This window comes from Candidatus Frackibacter sp. WG13, assembly GCF_900114655.1.
Taxonomy (GTDB): Bacteria; Bacillota; Halanaerobiia; order Halobacteroidales; family Acetohalobiaceae; genus Frackibacter.
In genome coordinates this window covers 91,497-113,360 of sequence record NZ_FOTT01000003.1, presented here as the reverse complement: position 1 = coordinate 113,360, position 21,864 = coordinate 91,497, and the positions used below count along the sequence as shown (strand labels likewise).

Sequence of the window (21,864 nt, the reverse complement as noted above, 5' to 3'; positions counted from 1 at the left end):
TTTTTTATTCCCCTGCGTGTTTTATACCTAGAATTTCTAACTCTTTTTCTGTTAAATCTATCCCTCGTAGCATTAATCGATTGCCACGAAGACTTTCTAAAGCGTTGATTCCCATTCCGCCTAGTATTTCTTTAATTTCATGAGACCAGCCTTCGATTAAGTTCTTAACTCGTTCAACACCTATTTCAGGGTTTAATCGCTTTACTAATTCTGGATTTTGAGTTGCTATACCCCAGTTGCATTTGCCGGTATAACATTTCTGACACATATGACAGCCTAATGCTATTAAAGCAGCGGAAGCAACATAGACCGCATCTGCTCCTAAGGCTACTGCTTTTACTATATCAGCACTATTTCTAATCGAACCACTAACTACTAATGAGACTTTATTTCTCAAGCTTTGCTCACGCAAGCGACTGTCAACTGCTGCTAATGCTAACTCAATAGGAATTCCTACATTATCTCGAATCATAGTCGGGGCTGCTCCTGTACCACCTCGATAACCATCGATGGCAATAATATCAGCTCCTGCACTAGCTATTCCCGAAGCAATAGCTGCTACATTATGCACCGCTGCTATCTTGACAGAAACTGGCTTTTCATAATTAGTAGCTTCTTTCAAAGCGTAAATTAACTGTCTTAAGTCTTCTATTGAATAAATATCGTGGTGCGGAGCTGGGGAAATTGCATCTGTACCTTTAGGAATCATTCTTGTCTTTGAAACTTCTTCTCCTACTTTTTCCCCTGGCAGATGACCGCCGATCCCTGGTTTAGCACCTTGGCCGATCTTAATTTCAATAGCTGCACCAGCATTTAAATACTCTTGATGAACACCAAAACGTCCAGAGGCTACCTGTACAATCGTTCTATCTTTATATGGATACAAATCCTCATGCAAACCACCTTCACCGGTATTATACATCATGCCCATTTCATTGGCCGCCTGAGCTAAAGACTTACAGGCATTAATACTGATTGAACCAAAAGACATAGCACCAAACATGATTGGAGTTTCTAATTCTAATTGTGGTGGTAAGTCCTTTACCTTACCTTCTTCATCAAACTCAACTTTATCTGGCTTGCGACCTAAGATAGTCTTAAGCTCCATTGGCTCTCTTAATGGATCTATCGAAGGATTGGTAACCTGACTCGCATTAAGTAATATATGATCCCAATAGATCTTCTTATCGGTTGGATTACCCATCCCAGTTAATAAGATTCCACCAGTATTAGCCTGTTTTTGGATATTACTTATCATACCACCGGTCCAATTACTATTCTTCTTATACTCTAATGGATATTCTTTAATCACTAAAGCATTGGTAGGACAGAGCGTTACACACCGATGACAATTAACACAATTAATATCTTCTTCTCTCATTCTCTCTAAATCTTCATCATAAAAATGTGCTTCGTTAGCACACTGTCTTGCACAGACTCGACACTCAATACATTTGTCCTGATCTCTTTCAATTACAAATTCCGGATTATTATAATTTAAGCTCATACTCCACTCCTCCCTTCTAATAGACCAATTACTGGTTCTCCTCCTCTAGGAGACCAAAGCTTCTCTGGCTTAGAGCATATTTCTCGAATAGCTGCTTCTTCACTAGCAACATAAGTTCTTTCTTCATCCTCAGCCACAACTAAAGGTCGTAATTTAATTCTATCATTCAAAGCAAGAAACCCATCTTTATGTCCTAAAATGATTGAAAATGGTCCATTCAATAGTGCACTACCATAGACTGCTCTGATCGATTTAACAAGTTTTGCTTCTTCATCATCCATACGCTCAACCTCACTCCATAAAGGTGCAGCCACTGCTTTAACTGCTACTTCTAAAGGGAGATTATGTTTACGTAGCATTAAATCAAATAGATAAGTAATCGCTTCAGTATCTGTCTGCATAGTACATTTATAATCAAACATCTCTAAATAACGTTTGTTTGCTCCATAAGATGAAATCTCTCCATTGTGAACAATTGACCAATCAAGTAAAGTGAATGGATGGGCTCCTCCCCACCATCCTGGTGTGTTAGTTGGAAACCTACCATGAGCCGTCCAAAGATAGGCTTCATACTCTTCTAACTTATAAAACTCACCTATATCTTCTGGATATCCTACTCCTTTAAAGACGCCCATATTTTTACCGCTAGAAACTACAAAGGCCCCGCGATAATTAGCATTAATATTCATTACTGACTGTGCTACATACTCATCTTCTTCTAATCCTGATTCTGATAACTTCCTTTCGTCTGGTCGTACAAAATAACGCCAAATAATCGGTGGATTATTGATTGCTTCTACTTCCCGTGTTGGTATCTTTTCACTAACTAAGATAACAAAATGGCGATTTAAAAAGTAATCAACCTTCTCCTTAGCCTCTAAATCATCATAAAACATGTGAATAGCATATTCGTCTTTATGGTCAGGATAAATACCATAAGCAGCAAATCCACCACCTAAACCATTAGAACGATCATGCATCAAAGCAATCGAATCCATAATTTCCTTCCCAGAAAAGCATTTTCCTCTTCTGTTCAATATTCCACTAATTGCACAACCTGACATAATCTTTTCCGTTGGCCTACTTCCTCTCATCTACTCCACCTCTCATTTCTTAATCACCTTAATAACCTCGTTTTCATAATATGAAATTCAATTTCGTTTTTTATGGTATAGTTATTATATAATATATTTTCAGGAGTTGCAAGTCTATTTTACATTATGAAAACAATACAATAAATGATATAAAATACAAATGGTTTATAAAATTAACCCCCAGGAATAAAATTCCTGGGGGTTAATTTAAATCGCCTCTTCACCTGTCTCTCCTGTTCGGATCCTGACAACCTCTTCAATAGGATAAATAAATATCTTTCCATCACCTACATTGTCTGTTCGAACCGCATCAATAATCTCGTTTACTACAAGATCCGTTTTTTCATCCTCAACCACAATCTCTATCTTTAATTTTTCTTTCAATTTTACTTCATACTCTACTCCACGATAGAACTTTTTAGCCCCTTTTTGATTACCATAACCCGCAATTTGAGTAATATTCATACCATTAACTCCTATTTTTTCTACAGCCACCACTAATTCCTCTAAACGTGTCGGCCTTATAATACACTCGACTTTCTTCATTATTATCACTCCTCATCTTTACGATATAAACTTCTAACTATTATCTATTTTCTATCAATTGCATTACTCCTTAATCTCAACCTTAGCCTTAGTCTCAACCTTAGCCTTAATCTTAACCTTAGCCTTAATCTTAACCTTAATCTTAACCTTAACCTTAGCCTTAGCCTTAGCCTTAACCTTAGTCTTAACCTTAGTCTTAACCTTAGTCTTAACCTTAGTCTTAACCTTAGTCTTAACCTTAGTCTTAACCCCAATCTTTCGACTCCATGATTTAGACCTACACTAATACTAACAAATTAATTCCTACTACTCTTCTTTACTAACCGGTATACTCTTCCAGTGCAATGGAACAAAATCAGGATAAGAAACCGAACCATGCTCCGTTATATCTAACCCTTCTAATTCTTCTTCACGAGCAACCCTCAAGCCAATCACCGCATCAATCGCTTTAAATAAAACATACGCCATACCGAAAGTCCAAATAAACACACTAACTACACCTTTAGCTTGAATCAATAATAACTCAGCACCTCCACCATAGAAAAGACCACCATCTACAGCAAGTAAGCCAACCATCAATGTACCAAAAGCCCCACAAACACCATGAACCGCCACTGCTCCAACCGGATCATCTACACGTAATTTATCAATAAATTCAACCGCAAAAACTATCAATATTCCAGCTAAAGCACCAATAGTTACCGCTCCATAGTTATCAACTGCAGCAGTTCCAGCAGTAATCCCTACCAAACCAGCTAATGCCCCGTTCAACGTCATACTAACATCAGCCTTACCATACTTAACCCAACTAGTCACCATAGCCAATGTAGCTCCAGCAGCAGCGGCCAAATTAGTCGTCACTGCAATAGAAGCAATACTTAAATCAGTCCCCGCTACAGTACTACCAGCGTTAAAACCAAACCAACCAAACCATAAAATAAAGACACCTAAAGAAGCCATTAACAAGTTATGACCTGGCATCGCATTAGCGGAGCCATCCTCATTATACTTACCAATTCGTGGACCTAAAACCATAGCTCCTGCCAAAGCAGCCCAACCACCTACCGAATGAACAACTGTTGAACCAGCAAAATCAACCATATTCGATAACCAGCCGCCGCCCCATATCCAATGACCAACAACCGGATAAATAATCCCTGTGATCACAATACTATAAACCAAATACCCACTATATTTTGTTCTTTCCGCCATCGCTCCAGAAACAATTGTTGCCGCAGTTGCTGCGAAAACAGCTTGGAAGATCCAAAATGCACTTACCGGGATACTCAAGCCTAAATTTTCGAAATTACTATTTAAAAAGAAGCCTTCCATACCAACAAACTCATTTCCAGCACCAAACATCAATGCGAAACCAAAAGCCCAATAGATCAAGGAGCCAACCGAAAAGTCCATCAAGTTCTTCATAATGATATTTCCAGCATTCTTAGCTCTAGTAAATCCCGATTCAACCATAGCAAAACCAGCTTGCATAAAGAATACTAAAATTGCTGCTAATAAAGTCCAAATCGTATCAATCGCTATTGCATTACTTGCCGCAGTAGTTTCTGCCGCAAAAATCGTTGCCGAAGAAAAAATCAACACTCCTAAAGTCACCAAACCAACTAATAAACTCCTTCTCATTTTTACCACACCTCTTTTAATTTTAATACCTATTATCAAATCTTATAAGTCCCAACAACAAACCTAACATCAAATAACTTTATTTCCCCTTCCTTTTCATAAAAAAGCCATTTAGAAAACTAAATAACTTCATTTGATGTTAGGTATATGTTAAGTATACGTTAATTATAAGAGTTTTATCTGCTTTTGTCAAGGATTTTATTAGTTTTTTATAAAAATAACAATAACCTAACATGAATTGAGCCAAATAATAAAATAATACCAAATAAATAAGCCTAAGAGTTAACACCCTTAGGCTTATCATAGTTATTGTAACATTCACAAATAATCACTCAATGACCTTAATCAATTTGAAAAATATCAGGTAATTGAACTTTATGTTTATTTTTCTCTTCTAAATCATCTACTACTTTTTTCACTTCATCACTTGCTTCACCAGTTAAAATATATCTATCAATTTCTTCATAACTTATCCCCAGCTCTTCTTCGTCAGTTTGACCTTCCCACAAACCAGCCGAAGGAACCTTGTTAATAATCCTTTCAGGAACATCTAACACTTCAGCAATTTCTCTAACTTCTGTTTTAACTAAGCCACCTAAAGGAGCTAAGTCAATTCCTCCATCACCATACTTAGTAAAATAACCTAGTTTCAGTTCACTCCGATTATCAGTACCTATCACTAGACTATTTCTTAAATTGGCGTAATAATAAAGAGTAACCATTCTCAACCTAGGCTTAATGTTAGCCACAGCCAAGTTCTGATCATTTGATTCTTCTCCCATTATCTCTAACAAAGAATAAAAAGCATCTTCCAAACCAAAGACTTTATATTCTATACCAAATTTCTCTGCTATCAATTTAGCATCTTCTTTGTCTTGATGGTTACTTTCACAAGGCATAATCAAACCTAGGGTCTTTTCAGGAAAAGCTCTTTTACATAAAGCTGCTGTCACAGAAGAATCGATACCACCAGACATCCCAACTACAACTCCATCACAGCCTGCTTCTGTCACTTTCTCTTCAATCCACTTAATTAACCCCTCTGTAATCTCATCATAATTCCTATTTAACATAATAACCCCCAGTTTAATAAGTATTTAAATATTGATCTAATTCCCACTGATGAACTTGCATCTTATATATATCCCATTCAATCTGCTTCGCTTTAACAAAGTGCTTATAAACATGCCCTCCTAAAGCAGATTTAATCACTTCATCTTCCCGGAGTTCTTTTACAGCCTCTATCAAATTACCAGGTAAACTTTCAATGCCCGCATCTTGCTTTTCAGATTCAGTCATACTATAAATATTATCTAAAACTTCTTCCCCTGGCTCTATTTCATTCTTAATACCATCTAAACCAGCTTTTAACATTACTGCCATAGCCAAATAAGGATTCGAAGATGGATCAGGGTTCCTAAGCTCAATTCTAGTCCCCACTCCTCTAGAAGAAGGAATTCTAACTAAAGCACTTCTATTAGCTGCCGACCAAGCAATATAAACCGGCGCTTCATAACCTGGAACTAATCTTTTGTAAGAATTAACAGTTGGATTAGTAACTGCAGCAACAGCTTTAGCATGCTTCAATATACCACCAATATAATGATAAGCCGTCTTACTTAAATCTCGCTCATCCTCCGGATCATAAAAAGCATTCTCTCCATCTTTAAATAACGACTGGTGAACATGCATCCCCGACCCATTCTCTCCAAATATCGGTTTCGGCATAAATGTTGCATGTAAGCCATGCCCATTAGCAATTGCTTTCGTGACAAACTTAAACGTCGCTACATTATCAGCTGTCTGTAATGCATCAGCATATTTAAAATCAATCTCGTGCTGACCAGGCGCAACCTCATGGTGTGAAGCTTCTACCTCAAAGCCCATCTTTTCTAAAGCTAAATTGATATCACGTCTAGCATTCTGTCCTAAGTCTACTGGTGATAAATCAAAATAACCACCGTTATCCATAGTCTTAGTTGTCGCTTCTCCATCTTCATCAGTTTCAAACAAGAAGAATTCCGGCTCAGGTCCAGCATACATCTCATAACCCATTTCTTCAGCTTCCTGAATCACCTTTTTCAACACATTTCTTGGCCCACCAGAGAACGGCTCTCCTTCAGGAGTATAAACATCACATATTAATCGCGCCACCGCCCCTTCTTGTGGTCGTCATGGAAAAATCGCAAAGGTGTCATAATCTGGTTTTAAATACATATCCGACTCTTGAATTCTAGTAAAGCCCTCGATCGAAGATCCATCAAACATTATCTTGTCATCTAATGCCTCCTCTAACTGCTCTACTGTAATAGCCACATTCTTAGTAATCCCTAAAACATCTGTAAACTGTAGTCTAACAAACTTAACATCCATCTCTTCCGCCTTTTGCAAAACATCTTCTTTAGATAAAATACTCATAATTATCCCTCCAATATTTTAAATGTTAGCTTTATGTTAACTATACGTTAAGTATAAAGAAAATGTGCAGTCTTGTCAAGTGATTTTCGAAAATTTATTCTAATAACCGCCAACCCTCACATATAATCGAATATATTAATCAAAAAAACCGAACCTAAGAAGGCTCGGCTCTCAAAAGGTCAAACTCCTAACAAATTGTAACATCATATTCTTCTAGCCAAATATTTAACTGAATTAAATAAGCAAACAGTTGTGGTATTCTCATTAATTGTCCAAACCATGGCAAATCAGAATCATGATCTCTTTCTACTAGTTGTCGCACTACTGCTTCATCGATTAACTCTAATAACGGTGCGTTAGGATTATTTAAGATTTCTCTCAGTAAATCTCTAGTAGCATTAAAGTAATCTGGATTAAAAGTTTTAGGATAAGGATTTTTCGGTCTCTTCCTAACCCCTTCTGGTAATATCCCTTTTAAGGCAGCCCGCAAGATCCCTTTTCTCATTCCGGCATAATTCTTCATTTCCCAAGGAATATTCCAAACATATTCCACTAAGCGATGGTCACAGAAAGGGACCCTTACCTCTAAACTAGTATACATACTCATTCTATCCTTACGATCAAGTAAGACCGGCATCCATCGTGTTAAATTTAAGTAAAACATTTCTCGCATTCTAGTATTCTTAGCATCCTCTCCTGCTAAACGAGGAACTTCATCTAAAGCCTCTTGATAACGTTGGTGCAAATATTCTTTAGGTTTAATGCGATCAACTATTTCTTTCTTAAAAATTTGTGTCCTGCTATCTATCCTTCTAGACCACGGAAATGTATCAGCATTTAAAGCTTCTTCACGATGATACCATGGATATCCACCAAATATTTCATCAGCACATTCTCCCGACACAGCAACCGTAAAGTCCCTTTCAATCTCACGGCAAAATAGATACAACGAAACATCTATATCTGCCATACCAGGTAAATCTCTTGCATAAACTCCTTCTCGTAAACATTCTGCTAATTTTAAATTAGATAAAACAATATTATGATGCTCAGTATCAGCATAATCAGAAACTAATCTAATCCACTTATCATCAGCATCAGGCTGAAATTCATTAGCTTCAAAATACTCATCATTGCCTTCATAACTTACAGAATAAGTATGTAACTGCCCTTTTCCAGCTTCCTGTAATCCTTCACTAGCAACTGACGTAATAGCGCTAGAGTCTAATCCACCTGATAACAAAGTACAAATAGGAACATCCGAAATTAATTGCCGTTTAACTGTGTCTACAAATAGTTCTCTTACTTTTTTAATAGTATCTTCTAAATCATCTTCATGTGGTTTACTTTCTAAGGACCAATACTTGCATTCATGCAACCCTCCTTGGTCATAAGTAAGATAATAGCCTGGTTTCAATTCCTTAACCCCTTTAAAGACTCCATGTCCTGGTGTTCTTCCAGGACCCATTACTAATATCTCAGCTAAGCCTTCCTTATCTATCTCCGATTTCACCTGTGGATGTGCTAAGAGCGCTTTTAATTCTGAGCCAAATAGAAAGCTACCTTCAAATTGAGTATAGAAAAGAGGTTTAACCCCAATACGGTCCCGTGCTAAGTATAATCTTTCCCTAGCAACGTTCCAAATACCAAAAACAAAGATACCATTTAAATACTTAACACACTCTTCTCCCCATTCAATATAAGAAATTAATAATGCTTCTGTATCTGAATGACTCTGAAAATTGTAACCTCGATTCTTTAATCTAACTCGTAATTCTTGAGTATTATATAGTTCACCATTATATACCATGACATATGTATTACCCTGATATGATCTAACCATTGGCTGTTTTCCACCTTCAGGATCAATTACAATCAATCTCCTATGCGCTAAACCTACATTTTTAGAAAACCATTCTCCTCTTTCATCAGGTCCTCGCCTATTCAATACTTTCCCCATTTTTCTAACAGTCTCTTTCTGTTGAGTCAAATCAATATTCCAATCTACCCAACCAGCAATTCCACACATATAATTTCACCTCTTTTACATCTTTATACTATTACTATGTTAAACAATTTCATATGTTGCATTATAATTTCACTATGCGTTAATTTATTATAAAATAAAAAAATCAAGCTCCCCCACACTTAGGAAGCTTGATTTAAATATAAATATCCACACACCTTATAATTAAAAGAAAGACTTAACTTAAAATAATCTATTATAACTACTATAAGTTATTTAATTGTCGGATTGGAAATATCAAATGGACAAGCATCTACACAAACCATACAATTTAAACAGTCAGCATCATCAATTATATCTTCCTCTCCAATATAATCTTCTGGAATATCAATTGGACATTCCTTAGCACAAATACCACACTCTTTACAGTCCTTGATTTCTACATTCAAGATCCGATCCTTACTAAAAGCAGATTGTAACCAACCAACTGGACAGAATGAGCACCAAGTCCTAGGCTTATAAATAATACCTAAAGGAATAGCAATTAACAAAGTAGTTACAATACAGACAAAGATCATGAAAGCTCCTGCCCTAACTAAAGGAGATTCATCTTGAATTAAAGGATTATAACCTAATAATGCCAAAGTGAACATCCCTAATAAAATTGTAGCCATAATGACTTTAAAAGTAGTTGACTTCAAAAATTTAGGAATTTTTTTGTGTCTAGATATCTTGCTAATAACTGTATTTAAAAATGATCCTCTCGGACAGAACCAACCACACCAAAACCTTCCTAAAACATTAGATAGCAAGACTGCTATAAATGGAATTGCTAAGAATACTAAACCAAGTTTATGATTAAATAGACCAAATACCAAAGAAAACATCACTACCGTACCTATATACTGAATCTTTTTACGATGATTTTGAAATTTCATTAAAAACACCTCCTATTTTTAACCCCCTCCCTGAGGGGTTGTAAGAATTATATAATTTATTTTTGTTAATGTCAAATTAAATTCCACTATTTATTCTAACAACAAAAATCCAGCTCCAATAATAATGAAGCTGAATCTTCATACTCAATTAAGTATGCAATTTAAAAGTTCTTATCATATCTAATCATATACTCTCCAGATTTAGGATCTAAATCTAACTTAAATCCTTCTCTCTTCAACTGAGCTTTTAATCTATTCTCTATTTTTTTCTTACTCTTATCATCTATTTCATATCCCGCTTGCTTTAATTCAGATAATATTTTATCTAATATATCATTAATAGTATTTAAGTTATCATTCTTTGGAAACTGAAATAATATAGCATCTATTATATCATCTATTTCAGCCAAAATAGGTGTTCCTTTACGAAAGTAATCATCTAAACCAGGCTTAATCTTAACTAAAACAATTATTACTGTAGATAATATTCCCAAAATGGAAATAATAGTATTTACATTAAGTTCAGACATATACTCTCCCCCTCTCTTTAAATAAACTATCTTTTTATATTATAATGCAGCAACTATTAAAATTGTGTACAATTTTTTTTAATTTTGATTAAGATATAAAAAAGAAAGCCAGTCTACTTTTAACAAAGCAGACTGGCTTATTAAAACCTTTCTTTATCCTCTTCTCTCTAACTCTTCTTTAATCTCATCAATCTCTTCTTGAATACTTTTTAACTCTCTATTATACTTCTCCTTGGTATTACCAGGCAGGTGAATCCCGGTCTGACCTAGTACAAACTTCATTTCATCTTCCGTATCCTTATACATATTCTTCTTTTCCTCTAAAAGTTCCTTTAGTTCTTTTGTAGGCAATTCCTCAATTGATTTTGGAACTTTCAACCTTGCTCCCCCCCTCTTTTATGAATTTTAAGATATATTATATTATCATTATATTATATTTCTACGAGATACATTAATTTCCTTCATATAGAAAAGAAAAAAGGTTCTAAGAATTAATTCTTAGAACCTTTTAAAAATCAAATTTAATTAAAATACAAATTCATCTCGTGATAATCTATCTTTAATTTCTTCAATAACACGTTTCTCTTCTTCTACACCGTCTGCTACAAATGTCACCGAGAATCTAACAAAAGATCCAGCATCATCCCATGGTACAGTAGAAATCAAATGTTCTTTTATCAGATATTGTGAAAAGTCTTCAGCATTCTCAAATTCAGGTCCACCTTTAACTCCCTTAGGAATGGGAACATAAAGGTAAAATGAACCTTTCGGCTTTGCAGCATCAAAGCCTAATTCCTGCAAAGCTTCTACTAACAAATCATGCTTACGAGAATACTTTTCTGCTGTCTCTTCTGTAATTTCAGGGTGTCTCAGCGCATAAGCAGCTGCATGTTGAACTGCTTTAAACTGACCAGAATCATTATTATCTTTAACAGTTGCAAAAGCATTAACTACTAATGGATTTCCAGCTACAAAAGCCATTCTCCAACCAGTCATATTAAAAGCTTTAGATAACGATTGAATCTCTATTCCCACTTCTTTTGCACCAGGAATAGATAAGAATGACAACGGCTCATAACCATCAAAAGTTAATCCAGCATAAGCAGCATCATAGATAACGATAATATCATTACTCTTAGCAAATTCAACTACTTCTTTAAGAAATTCCTCAGTAGCCACTGCTCCTGTTGGATTATTAGGATAATTCAAATAAAGTAATTTAGCTCGTTCTTTTTGATCTTCTGTAAGACTATCTAAATCAGGTAAGAAGTTATTCTCTTTTAATAATGGTAAATTAACTACTTCCCCGCCTAACCATTCAGTATGAGTACCCATTACTGGATAACCAGGAGTAGTCATAATCGTAATATCATCAGGATTAATAAAAGCAGATGGTAACATAGCCAAAGCTGGCTTAGAACCGATAGAATGATTAATTTCTGTTTCTGGATTTAATCCTTCTACTCCAAATACTTCTTCCATATACTCAGCTGCTGCTTCTTTAAACTCAAAGATTCCATTATCAGAGTAACCTCTATTCTCCCACTTCTGTGCTTCTTCGTATAGAGTTTCAATAACTCCTTCGTCAGCCATCCAATCCGGCTCACCAACCCCCATATCTATTAGCTCTACATCAGGATGAGCCTCCTTAGCTGCAGCTTTTGCTCTTTTAATCTTTTCAAATTTATAGATTACATCCTCTTTTCCAAAATTCTCCCCACCAATTCTCTCAGCAAATAACTGTTGAATATAACTCTCTTCTGACATACTCACTGCCTCCTTATATTCTTTAATATTAAAATAAATAAATTTCATAAATGTTTCAACTGTTAACTATCTCCCCCAGCCTACAAACCAAGGCTGATCACAAGCCTATGCTAAACTCTGCTTCTAATTAGTAAACTTTTTATTGGGCTTAACTGTCTCGCCCAGCTTAAACTTCAAAGCTCCTTACAGGCAAACCATCCAATCTATAAACCAAGACTGGCTGTGTAAACTCCTGGCGTGAATAAATTCTGCCACAACCTACGATAGACTCTGCCTCTAATTCGGAAACTCTTTTCTGGGCTTAACTGTCTCGCCCAGCTTAAACTTCAAAGCTGGTCGCAAGCCTACGATAGACTCTGCTTTTAATTAGTAAACTTTTTATTGGGCTTCACTATCAACTATTCATTCCTTAGCCTTAAACTTAACCTGTTAGTTAAACTATCCATTCTCCTACAAATACTTCTTCAGCAGGTCCAGTCATATAGATGTGATTATTCTCTTCATTCCACTCTATCGTCAAATCGCCACCTAGTAAATGAACCTCTACTTTTCTACCAGTTAATTCATTTAAAATCGAAGCTACTGTAGAACCACAAGCACCGGTTCCACATGCCAATGTAACTCCTGCTCCCCGTTCCCAAACACGCATCTTAATTTCACTAGAGTTAATTACTTCTATAAATTCTACATTCGTTTTCTCTGGAAAACGAGGATGTTCTTCAACTTTCGGTCCAACTTCAGTTACTGGGAATTCCTCAGCATCATCAACAAAGACGACACAATGCGGATTACCCATGGAAACGGTAGTTATTTCGTACTCTTCACCATCAACATCTAGTTTCTCTTTAACTACCTCTTCCTTATCTACTCCTTCGATAGGAATCTCAGAACTATGTAAACGCGGTTCACCCATGTCAACCTTAACAGCCTGCACATCACCATCTTCAATTATTAATTCTGGAATAATAATCCCAGCTAAAGTTTCTACTTTAATCTTCGTCTTATCAGTTAGCTCTTTTTCATAAAGATATTTTCCAAAGCACCGAATAGCGTTTCCGCACATCTCTGGTTCACTACCATCTGGATTAAAGATTCTCATTCTAAAATCTGCTTCTTCAATTTGAGCAGGCAAGACTAAAACTAACCCATCAGCCCCTACTCCAAAATGTCGGTCACAGATCTCTTCAGCTAATTGATTCGCATTATCAATGTCTTCGGCAAAACAATTGACTAGAACAAAATCATTACCTAGTCCGTGCATCTTTGTAAATTCCATTTTGCTTCTCAACTCCTCTTATCATTAACTTAAATTAAATTTTAACATAAGTAATTATTATTGTCAAAATAAACTTCATTTGCTAAAAAGCACATAGCATATATGCTATGTGCTTTAACTAATTATTTAATTTCTTCCTTGAACTTTCTATAATACATTTGCTTCTCCTTTATAGACTAAACCTCGCACACTATCGACTGTTACTATATCCCCGTCTTTTAAAGCATCAACCACATTAGAAGCACCTACTACTACTGGAATTCCTAAATTTAATCCAACAATCGCAGCATGTGAAGTTAAACCTGGCTCTTCGGTAATTACTGCCACTGCCTTCTCCATAGCTGGCACAAAGTCTTTATCTGTCCCATAAGTGACTAACACATCACCTTCACGCATCTTCTTATTAGCTTCACTAGCTGTCTTAGCTACACAAACGCACCCACTTGCTGCTTGCTTTCCAATTCCAGCACCGCGAAGAACAGCTTTGCCAACAATATGTACTTTAAGTAAGTTAGTGGTTCCTGGAACCCCTGCTGGTGTGCCAGCAGTGACTACTACTAGGTCTCCAGTATCAACATATCCTGATTCTAAAGCTCCTGCTACTGAAGCATCTAACATATCATCAGTAGAATTAGTGTTTTCTACTAAGACCGGTTTAACTCCCCAGGAAAGAATCAGTTGATTAAATACTTTTCGATTCGGAGTAGTTGCTACAATCGGTGAATAAGGTCGATACTTAGAAACCATTCTCGCAGTATGACCGGAACGAGTAGAAGTAATAATTGCTGCTGCCCCTAAGTCTTGAGCTGTCTCACATGTTGAATAACTTATTGAGTCTGTTACTGTTCTTGGTGGAACCATATTCTTATGAGCCATCTGCTCTTTATATCGCTGTGATTCTTCGATCTCTTCAGCAATCTTAGCCATAGTCTGTACTGATTCAACCGGATAATCGCCAGCAGCAGTCTCTCCAGATAACATAGTGGCATCAGTACCATCAAAGATCGCATTTGCTACATCACTAGCCTCCGCTCTAGTAGGACGTGGATTACGAATCATTGAATCCAACATCTGAGTAGCAGTAATAACCGGCTTACCTGCTTCATTACATTTACTAATCATCATCTTTTGAGCAGTTGGTACCTTTTCTGTCGGGATTTCAACTCCTAAGTCACCTCGGGCAACCATAATACCATCAGAGACTTCTATAATTTCATCAATATTCTCTACACCTTCTTCATTTTCAATCTTAGAAATAATCTTAATATTAGCGTTCTCTTCCTCTAAGATTCGCTTAATTTCTAATACATCCGCTGCCTTTCTAATAAAAGAAGCAGCAATGAAGTCTACATCCTGCTCAATACCAAACCTAATATCTGCTACATCCTTCTCTGTAATTGCTGGTAGATTAACCGATACCCCAGGTAAATTAACTCCTTTACGAGAACCTAATTCACCACCATTAACTACCGTACACTCTACTTTAGTTTCGTCAAGTTTATCTATCTTCAATTCAATTAAACCATCATCAATTAAGATCACACCTCCAGGTTCCACATCCTGAGGTAATCCTTTATAAGTAATAGAAGTCTTTTTATTATCTCCTTCAATATCTTCCGTAGTCAAGACAAATTTTTGCCCTTTTTTCAATCTTACCTTCTCATCATTCTTCAACATCCCTGTTCTAACCTCTGGTCCTTTAGTATCTAATAATACAGCAACTGGTTTATCTTTTTTAGCAGCTAATTGACGTACATTTTCCATTCTAACCCCATGCTCTTCATGGTTCCCATGTGAAAAATTCATACGAGCTACATTCATCCCAGCATCAATTAATTTACTAAGAATCTCTCTATCATCACTGGCAGGCCCAATAGTACACACAATTTTTGTTCTTCTCATCTAAAACCCTCCTCTGGTAAAAGATTGTTAATTTGCTATAATGATAGTATATGTGCTAATTCATAAATTCCTTCATCTACTTCTTTGCTTCCTTCTAAAGCTTCTTCTATTGGAAAACTCTGTACTTGATTATGAACCATTCCTACCATCTTATTCGTCTCTTCCTTAATTAGCATGTCAACTGCAGCTGCTCCTAAACGACTAGCCATAATTCTATCCTGTGCAGTAGGAGCTCCACCTCGTTGCAGATGCCCTAAAACTGTAACCCTAGTTTCAAAACCAGTTCGCTCACTAATCTCTTCACCAAGAGCAAATGCTTTACTTTCATTCAAATCACGGTCAGTTTTAAAATCATCGCTAATACCTTCTGCCACTAATATAATACTATGTAATTTACCACGGTTATAACCATGTTTTAATTTTTCACAAATACTTTCAATATCAAATTCAACTTCAGGAATCAAGATTGATTCTGCCCCACCGGCTAACCCTGACATTAGCGTTAGGAAACCAGAATGTCTACCCATCGTCTCTACTACAAAAGTTCTTTCATGAGAAGTGGCTGTATCTCTTATTTTATTAATAGCATCCAAAATTGTATTCATAGCTGTATCATAACCAATAGAATAATCAGTACAAGCGATATCATTATCAATTGTCCCTGGAACACCTATCACCTTAATATCTGATTCATCACTAAGCAGCTTTGCTCCGGTAAAAGAACCATCACCACCGATTACAACTAAACCCTCAATCCCGCCATATTTTAACTGTTCAATGGCTTCCCTTCGTCCTTCTTTGGTTCTAAATTCTTCACAACGTGCTGAATGTAGTATAGTACCTCCGCGATGGATAATATCAGCAACAGAACCTCGATTCATAACTTCGAAATCACTATCAATAACCCCTGCGTAACCCCTTCTAATTCCGATTACTTCTAATCCTTCATAGATTGCTTTTCTAACTACTGCCCTAACGGCAGCATTCATCCCAGGAGCATCGCCCCCACTAGTTAAAACACCAATCTTCTTCACCAAACACTACCTCCTTATTTAATTACTATTCATTAACTACTTCATCTTGTTGCTCATCATTGACTTCTATCCTGCTATGTTCTATATATTCCCCTATTTGCCGAAACTTATCATATCTTTTTTCTAACATTTCTGAAATAGAGAAAGACTGAATTTCTTGTAAATTAGTAAGAATAGCTTCTTTGAGTAGTTCGGCACTTTCTTTAAATGCTTTATGGGCCCCTCCTAATGGTTCATTAATAATTTCATCTACAATACCTAATTCTAAAAGGTCTTTAGCAGTTAATTTTAGCGCTTCTGCTGCTGTCTTTGCTTCGCTAGCATCTTTCCAAAGAATAGCAGCACATGCTTCTGGCGAACATACTGAATAATACGTATACTCTAGCATCATAATTTTGTCACCGACACCAATACCTAAAGCACCACCACTACCTCCTTCTCCAGTTACAATAATAATTATTGGCACCTTTAATCTCGCCATTTCCATCATATTTTTAGCAATTGCTTCTGCTTGCCCTCGTTCTTCGGCCTCAATACCTGGATAAGCACCTGGCGTATTAATTAAAGCTAAAATAGGACGATTAAATTTCTCAGCCTGTTTCATTAATCTTAAAGCTTTACGATAACCTTCCGGGTGAGCCATACCAAAGTTACGGTTAATATTATCTTTAGTACTTTTCCCTTTCTGATGACCAACTATAGTCAAAGGTTGGTCTCCTATCTTACCTATACCACCAATTAAGGCTCGATCATCTCCATAATTCCTATCTCCATGCAATTCAATAAAGTCATCACAGATTAAATTAATATAATCTAATGTAGTCGGACGTTCTGCATGACGTGCTAACTTTAAAATTTGCCAAGGCTCTAACTCAGAATATACTTCCTGCTTAACACGTTCCGACTTCTCTTTAAGTCTTTCAATCTCATCAGTCAAATCTATATCTTTTTCTTGCATAAACTGCTTCAATTCCTTAATCTTATCTTCTAATTCTATTAAAGGCTTTTCAAATTCTAAATGATCTTTAGGCATTAACTTCACCTCGCAAGCTATGTATATCTAAAATTCTTACTAAAACATCCTTCATCTCTTTTCTACCCACTACTTTATCTACCATACCATGTTCTAATTGAAATTCAGAAGTTTGAAACCCTGATGGTAAATCTTTATTAATTGTTTGCTTTATAACTCGCGGACCAGCAAACCCAATCTTTGCTTCTTTTTCAGCAATAATAATATCACCTAAAGATGCAAAACTTGCTGAAATACCACCATATGTAGGATCAGTCAAAACTGAAATGAATAACTGTCCAGCATCATCTAATTTAGCTAAAGCAGCACTAGTTTTAGCCATCTGCATTAACGATAACATTCCCTCATACATCCGAGCACCACCTCCACCACCAGAAATAATGATTAAAGGCAGCTCTTCATTTAAAGCGGTTTCAATCACTCGTGTAACTTTCTCACCAACAACTGAATTCATACTTCCCATTAAGAAGTTAGCATCAATTACAGCAATAGCTACTCTATGTCCTCCAATCTGACCCTCACCAGTAACTACAGCCTCATCCAATCCCGTCTTTTCTTGATATTTCTTTAACTTACTTTCGTATTTAGGAAATTCTAACGGATTAACAGTCTCTAATTCTTCTCCAAATTCAGTAAAACTATCCTCATCAATTAATAAGTTAAGCCTCTCTTGTGAATTAAGCCGAAAATGATATTCACACTCTAAACAGACTTTTAAATTTTGTGCCAGTTTTTTATTAAAAATAATCTCTCCACAATTCTTACACTTAGTCCACAGTTCATCTGTTATCTTACCTTTACCTTTACCCTTACCTTTCTTTTTCTTCTTCTCTTTTGATTTCTCTTTTTGCCGTTTAACAGTTACATACTTTGATTTACTACCAAACCAATCTTTAAACATTTTCTTCCCCCCTTACTAAAAACAGAAACTTTAACTCCTAGAACCTTAAACCAACAGACCATATTATAGTATATTTATATTTAGTATGTACATCTCTTTAATTCACAATTCTCTAACCCAAAAGATGAAAACCCACTTAATATAAAAAATGAACAGTATAATCAACATTAATACTGCTCATAATTATAACACACTACGGTTAAATTTCAACTCTTTCACATTTTTAATAGAATATTATAGCAATTAATTGGAACTATCCAGAGTTAAACCATTAAATAGTTTCAAAATACTATCTTTTATTTCAATTTTTATATATTCCTTCCATAATTTCAATTGCAAGGACCACACCTTTTGATCTCTATCTTTATAATTTAAAGATAAGTTCCTCATTATAACTCTATTTAAATAACTAGAAACTTCTTGGTTTAATTCATTTACCTCTTTTATCTTATCTTCAATTATTCTATCTACAGCCTCTCTAGGTATCTTTTGAGTGAAATAGTAATAAAGAATAGCTGCTAAACTATAAATATCGGAATAACAACCTTGTCTGGTCTTTTCAGAATAAAGTTCAATTGGTGAAAACCCTGGAGTTAAAAGAACTTTTTTCTGAAAATCCTTCTTATAATCTATTACTGAGCCAAAATCTATTATGATAGGCTGCTTATTATAAATTATTATATTACTAGGTTTGATATCACGATGAATATAACCTTCTTTATGAATATTATTAACTGCATCTAATAAAGGTAAGTATATTCCTCTTAAAAAATCTTTAAAATTAAGATTATTTTCATTTAAATAATTACCCAATGTCTTGCCTTGATAATACTTTATCACTATATAGGAAGTATTATTCTCTTTAAAATAATCATAACACTTAGCTACGTATTTATTCTCTAATTCTATCATTAACTTTGCTTCTTTTGAAAAAGAGTTACATTCTTCTTTAAATTTATCTTTAAAAAGATTATTCTTACAGACTACACTTTTTGCATCTAGATCACGCAAAGCTAAATTTTTAGGAAAGAACTCTTTAATGACCACCTCTTCACTAGTATCAATTCTTTCAGCTAAATATACTATTGAAAAATTACTTCTAGTCACTAAATTATCCTTAATACGGTAATTATTCTTTAAAATTGTTCCTTCTGGCAGATAAATATAATCTGTCTCTTGGCATGCTTCCTGCATTGTTAAGATCCCACTCTCCTAAAAGAAGAATAAAAATTTATCTTTGGCTTCTTTTGTCTTTTTGATCTTCTTTTGTATTCTTTCACTAGCCTCAGATTTGTTAATTTCAGAATATATCTTATTGGCTTGTCCATAATTATATAATGCTTTTTCATACTTCTTACTTTCTAACTGCATATCTGCTAATCTTTCATAATCTTTTGCCTTTAAATATGACTCAGCATCCCTTACATTATTTATCTTCTTTTTAATTGTCTTGACCTTATCTGTTAGGCCAAAATTCAAGTAAATTAATTCAGCTTTCATATACTTTAAATTTGCATTTTTAAAATCTTTAACTTTAAATAACGCATCACCTTCTGCTAATAATTCTTTAGCTTTAATAAGTCTTTCACTTTTATCAATCTTCTCTTCAACCCTTGTGCTACTTCCCTCTTTACCAATTGTATTGAATATCTTATAAGCATCCTTATAATTGGCTAACGCATCACTATACTCCTTTTTCTCTAAATATCTATCTGCTTTTGTTTCATACTCCTTTGCTTTTGTAGCTGCTTTTAAAACATCGATATTTCTTAACTTTTTCTTAATACTATTAACTTCTTCTGTCATACCTAATTCTGAATAGATAATTTTGGCTTCAGTATATTTTAGAATTGCATTTTTAAAATCTTTTAATTTAAATAGCTCATCTCCAGTCACCTCAACCTCTTGAGCTTTACTGAATCTTTGATTATTTGTTATTAATTTTTCAATCTTCTGTATGTCAGCTTTTACTTTCTTCTCTCTCGCTGACATTTCATTTTTACGATAGATTTTTAATGCCTTCATATATTTATCCATAGCAACCGGTAGCTCTTCAGACTTAAAGAATAGATCACCTTCATTTTCATAATTAATAGCCTTTAAAGTATCATTGGTCTTCGTTAATTTATCCTCTATCTGAGATAGATTATATTCACCTGCTTTTAGATAATTTAATTTAGCTTCCTTATATTTAGATAATGCATCTCGGTAATTGCCTGTAGTAAAACTTTTATCACCGTCTTCTTCTAACTTTCTACCAGCAATAATCCTTCCAGTCTCCTTAATCTTCTTATCTACTACCACGAGTTTTTCTTTTTGTTGTGATTTCTTATACAGATTTCTTGCCTTGTTATATTCTATTAACGCCTTATTATATTTACCTTCTTTAAATAGTCTATCACCTTCATTATTATTAGTAGATGCTTTCTTTATATTTTTTAGTTTCAAAGTCTTTGCTAACCTACGCTTGCTAATCTTGCTATAAATAAAGAACCCACTACCTAAAATGAGAATTGGAATTAAAAAGATAGCTATCTTCTTATATAATTTCTTTCTTGACTTATCCTCTTGAAAAGCTTTCTTTATAAAAATAGAAGCAATAGAATAATTATCTAAATCATTACCCGTGTTTAATATCTTACTTTCTAGACCTTCTACAAACTCTTTTGCATCATTTGCTTCTTTTAATCCATTTACCAATTCTTGGTCGTTGATATTCTCCCAAAAACCTGAAGTACACATCAATAGAAAATCATCATCCTTCAATCTAAGCTTCTTACTTACATATGGCTTAACTGTACCATCTTTTCCTAAATATTCTGTTAAATTATTTCTCTCTTGGTGCTGATTAAGTCTCTTTTCCTCAACTTCACCAGCATCTACTAACATCTGAGCTATACTATGGTCCTTACTCTTACGATTTATCCTTTCATTTCTTAGATGATATAAACGTGCATTCCCTACACTTCCCCAAATAAGCGAAGAGTAGTCACTAACAATAACTAATACTGTAGACTGCAATTTCATAAGTCTACTTTCATGAAGTAAAGCCTGATGAGCATTCTTAATATATTTTTTTATATGCCTCCGCTTCATAGAAGGATTTTCAGTAAAGTCGTTAAGAATGCTTCCAGCTGCTATTTCAGCACTTAACATATCTGGTGACGAATCTAATCCATCCGCTAATACCCAACATGCCATATCATCAAGCTCAACATAAGCAAAATAATCTCTATTCTTTTTAAAGTTGCCTGACTTAGTAATAAATTCTGTTATAAATTCACTATTGTCTTTACGCACTTCTTCTTCCT

At 35.0% G+C, this 21,864-nt stretch carries 17 protein-coding genes and 1 pseudogene; all 18 read right to left on the bottom strand.

The window, feature by feature from the left end; genetic code table 11:
- Positions 1 to 4: 4 nt before the first annotated feature.
- Positions 5 to 1,507, bottom strand: coding sequence for an FMN-binding glutamate synthase family protein (locus BM077_RS03130; RefSeq protein WP_089748101.1), 1,503 nt, complete (start codon positions 1,505 to 1,507; stop codon positions 5 to 7).
- Entirely contained in the window at positions 1,504 to 2,601 is a 1,098-nt protein-coding gene (locus BM077_RS03125; RefSeq protein ID WP_089748103.1) for a class II glutamine amidotransferase, read from the bottom strand. Before BM077_RS03125 ends, BM077_RS03130 begins: the two co-directional genes overlap by 4 nt.
- Before the next feature lie 207 nt (positions 2,602 to 2,808).
- Positions 2,809 to 3,147: a P-II family nitrogen regulator gene (locus BM077_RS03120; protein WP_089748104.1), complete on the bottom strand. Its 339-nt coding sequence runs from the start codon at positions 3,145 to 3,147 to the stop codon at positions 2,809 to 2,811.
- 306 nt (positions 3,148 to 3,453) lie between these two features.
- On the bottom strand, positions 3,454 to 4,788 hold the full coding sequence (locus tag BM077_RS03110; protein WP_089748110.1) for an ammonium transporter: 1,335 nt from the start codon (positions 4,786 to 4,788) through the stop codon (positions 3,454 to 3,456).
- Between the two features lie 341 nt (positions 4,789 to 5,129).
- The gene (locus BM077_RS03105; protein ID WP_089748111.1) at positions 5,130 to 5,861 is read right to left on the bottom strand and encodes an NAD+ synthase; all 732 of its coding nucleotides are present in this window, start codon (positions 5,859 to 5,861) and stop codon (positions 5,130 to 5,132) included.
- Positions 5,862 to 5,874: 13 nt separating this feature from the next.
- Positions 5,875 to 7,206, bottom strand: a pseudogene (gene glnA, locus BM077_RS03100) (type I glutamate--ammonia ligase).
- Positions 7,207 to 7,393: 187 nt separating this feature from the next.
- Entirely contained in the window at positions 7,394 to 9,235 is a 1,842-nt protein-coding gene (asnB, locus tag BM077_RS03095; protein WP_089748113.1) for an asparagine synthase (glutamine-hydrolyzing), read from the bottom strand.
- Positions 9,236 to 9,444: 209 nt separating this feature from the next.
- Complete coding sequence (locus tag BM077_RS03090) at positions 9,445 to 10,110, bottom strand: 4Fe-4S binding protein (protein ID WP_089748115.1); 666 nt, start codon at positions 10,108 to 10,110, stop codon at positions 9,445 to 9,447.
- Between the two features lie 161 nt (positions 10,111 to 10,271).
- A complete protein-coding gene (locus BM077_RS03085) occupies positions 10,272 to 10,640 on the bottom strand; it encodes a hypothetical protein (protein ID WP_089748117.1) in 369 nt (122 codons plus the stop codon).
- 153 nt (positions 10,641 to 10,793) lie between these two features.
- Positions 10,794 to 11,018 carry a hypothetical protein gene (locus BM077_RS03080; protein WP_089748119.1) on the bottom strand — a complete coding sequence of 75 codons (225 nt, stop codon included), beginning with the start codon at positions 11,016 to 11,018 and terminating at the stop codon, positions 10,794 to 10,796.
- A 147-nt stretch (positions 11,019 to 11,165) separates the two neighbouring features.
- A complete protein-coding gene (locus BM077_RS03075) occupies positions 11,166 to 12,407 on the bottom strand; it encodes an LL-diaminopimelate aminotransferase (protein ID WP_089748122.1) in 1,242 nt (413 codons plus the stop codon).
- Between the two features lie 433 nt (positions 12,408 to 12,840).
- Positions 12,841 to 13,683, bottom strand: a complete 843-nt coding sequence (gene dapF, locus BM077_RS03070) for a diaminopimelate epimerase (protein ID WP_089748123.1) — start codon at positions 13,681 to 13,683, stop codon at positions 12,841 to 12,843.
- Between the two features lie 147 nt (positions 13,684 to 13,830).
- Positions 13,831 to 15,585 (bottom strand): pyruvate kinase, encoded by a 1,755-nt coding sequence (pyk, locus tag BM077_RS03065; protein ID WP_089748124.1) that lies wholly within the window; start codon positions 15,583 to 15,585, stop codon positions 13,831 to 13,833.
- Between the two features lie 35 nt (positions 15,586 to 15,620).
- Entirely contained in the window at positions 15,621 to 16,619 is a 999-nt protein-coding gene (gene pfkA, locus BM077_RS03060) for a 6-phosphofructokinase (RefSeq protein WP_089748125.1), read from the bottom strand.
- Positions 16,620 to 16,644: 25 nt separating this feature from the next.
- Positions 16,645 to 17,652 carry an acetyl-CoA carboxylase carboxyltransferase subunit alpha gene (locus BM077_RS03055; RefSeq protein ID WP_089748126.1) on the bottom strand — a complete coding sequence of 336 codons (1,008 nt, stop codon included), beginning with the start codon at positions 17,650 to 17,652 and terminating at the stop codon, positions 16,645 to 16,647.
- Entirely contained in the window at positions 17,645 to 18,553 is a 909-nt protein-coding gene (gene accD, locus BM077_RS03050) for an acetyl-CoA carboxylase, carboxyltransferase subunit beta (RefSeq protein ID WP_089748127.1), read from the bottom strand. The genes BM077_RS03055 and accD overlap by 8 nt, the downstream gene beginning before the upstream one ends.
- Positions 18,554 to 18,796: 243 nt before the next feature.
- The gene (locus tag BM077_RS03045; protein ID WP_089748128.1) at positions 18,797 to 19,747 is read right to left on the bottom strand and encodes a serine/threonine protein kinase; all 951 of its coding nucleotides are present in this window, start codon (positions 19,745 to 19,747) and stop codon (positions 18,797 to 18,799) included.
- 18 nt (positions 19,748 to 19,765) lie between these two features.
- Complete coding sequence (locus tag BM077_RS03040; RefSeq protein ID WP_089748129.1) at positions 19,766 to 21,853, bottom strand: PP2C family protein-serine/threonine phosphatase; 2,088 nt, start codon at positions 21,851 to 21,853, stop codon at positions 19,766 to 19,768.
- Positions 21,854 to 21,864 lie beyond the last annotated feature (11 nt).

Excerpts from the sequence above, each read along its gene's own strand:
- BM077_RS03075 (WP_089748122.1), bottom strand. The coding sequence starts at position 12,407 with ATGTCAGAAGAGAGTTATATTCAACAGTTATTTGCTGAGAGAATTGGT.
- BM077_RS03110 (WP_089748110.1), bottom strand. The coding sequence starts at position 4,788 with ATGAGAAGGAGTTTATTAGTTGGTTTGGTGACTTTAGGAGTGTTGATT.
- BM077_RS03120 (WP_089748104.1), bottom strand. The coding sequence starts at position 3,147 with ATGAAGAAAGTCGAGTGTATTATAAGGCCGACACGTTTAGAGGAATTA.
- BM077_RS03125 (WP_089748103.1), bottom strand. The coding sequence starts at position 2,601 with ATGAGAGGAAGTAGGCCAACGGAAAAGATTATGTCAGGTTGTGCAATT.
- BM077_RS03055 (WP_089748126.1), bottom strand. The coding sequence starts at position 17,652 with ATGCCTAAAGATCATTTAGAATTTGAAAAGCCTTTAATAGAATTAGAA.
- dapF (WP_089748123.1), bottom strand. The coding sequence starts at position 13,683 with ATGGAATTTACAAAGATGCACGGACTAGGTAATGATTTTGTTCTAGTC.
- BM077_RS03090 (WP_089748115.1), bottom strand. The coding sequence starts at position 10,110 with ATGAAATTTCAAAATCATCGTAAAAAGATTCAGTATATAGGTACGGTA.
- BM077_RS03085 (WP_089748117.1), bottom strand. The coding sequence starts at position 10,640 with ATGTCTGAACTTAATGTAAATACTATTATTTCCATTTTGGGAATATTA.
- BM077_RS03130 (WP_089748101.1), bottom strand. The coding sequence starts at position 1,507 with ATGAGCTTAAATTATAATAATCCGGAATTTGTAATTGAAAGAGATCAG.
- asnB (WP_089748113.1), bottom strand. The coding sequence starts at position 9,235 with ATGTGTGGAATTGCTGGTTGGGTAGATTGGAATATTGATTTGACTCAA.
- pyk (WP_089748124.1), bottom strand. The coding sequence starts at position 15,585 with ATGAGAAGAACAAAAATTGTGTGTACTATTGGGCCTGCCAGTGATGAT.
- BM077_RS03045 (WP_089748128.1), bottom strand. The coding sequence starts at position 19,747 with ATGCAGGAAGCATGCCAAGAGACAGATTATATTTATCTGCCAGAAGGA.
- BM077_RS03105 (WP_089748111.1), bottom strand. The coding sequence starts at position 5,861 with ATGTTAAATAGGAATTATGATGAGATTACAGAGGGGTTAATTAAGTGG.
- accD (WP_089748127.1), bottom strand. The coding sequence starts at position 18,553 with ATGTTTAAAGATTGGTTTGGTAGTAAATCAAAGTATGTAACTGTTAAA.